This window comes from Staphylococcus sp. SUC_1.2, assembly GCF_026222585.1.
This window is the reverse complement of the sequence record NZ_JANJPM010000076.1, coordinates 1-1025: the sequence shown is the minus strand read 5'-3', so window position 1 is coordinate 1025 and position 1025 is coordinate 1. Positions and strand designations below refer to the sequence as shown.

Below are 1025 nucleotides of genomic sequence, written 5' to 3'. Positions count from 1 at the left end.
CAAAAAGTATTATCTATATAGATATTTGTCTATATAGATGATAATCTATAATAAAGGAGGGATGACATCCATATGTCTTATAAGGAACTATCATTACAATTAAAAATTTTATCGGATCCAAGTCGATTAGAAATATTAGACTTATTATCTTGCGGTGAATTATGTGCTTGTGATTTATTAGCGTATTTTCAATTTTCACAACCTACATTAAGTCATCATATGAAAATTCTAGTAGATAATGAATTAGTATCTACACGAAAAGACGGTACTAAGCGCATGTACCGACTTAATCATAAGTCCTTAGATTCAATCAACAATGAATTAACTTATATTAGCTCTCCTACTCAACAATGTATGTGTAAAAAGATAAAGACAGGTGAATGTACATAATGACTATTCTAGCGATTATTATTTTTCTTTTAACTCTCATGTTTGTTATTTGGCAACCTAAGGGGTTAGATATTGGTATTACAGCATTGTTTGGTGCTATCATCGCTATTATTACAGGCGTTGTCAGTCTCTCGGATGTTATTGAAGTTACTGGAATTGTTTGGAATGCGACGTTAACCTTTGTCGCTGTTATACTCATTTCATTAATTTTAGATGAAATTGGATTTTTCGAATGGGCGGCTATACATATGGTCAGAGCTTCAAATGGTCATGGGTTTAAGATGTTTGTCTACATTATGTTGTTAGGCGCTATTGTAGCAGCTTTCTTTGCGAATGATGGAGCTGCATTAATTCTCACTCCAATCGTGCTCGCTATGGTAAGAAATCTTGGGTTTAATCAAAAAGTCATTTTTCCTTTTATCATTGCAAGTGGATTCATTGCAGATACTACGTCTCTTCCATTAATTGTAAGTAATTTGGTTAATATCGTTTCTGCTGACTACTTCCATATTGGATTTATTGAATATGTAAGTCGCATGATGATTCCCAATCTATTCTCTTTACTTGCAAGTATTGTTGTATTATGGCTATATTTCAGAAAATCCATACCTAAAACGTTCGATACAGAAAATCTA

Annotated in this window: 2 protein-coding genes; both read left to right on the top strand. The window is 32.5% G+C overall.

Features of this window, described 5'->3' with window-relative positions; genetic code table 11:
- Positions 1-72 precede the first annotated feature (72 nt).
- Positions 73-390, top strand: coding sequence for an ArsR/SmtB family transcription factor (locus NR218_RS12670; protein ID WP_011274435.1), 318 nt, complete (start codon positions 73-75; stop codon positions 388-390).
- The coding region (locus NR218_RS12665) for an ArsB/NhaD family transporter (RefSeq protein WP_265848589.1) at positions 387-1025 on the top strand (639 nt) is incomplete at its 3' end. The genes NR218_RS12670 and NR218_RS12665, both read left to right, overlap by 4 nt.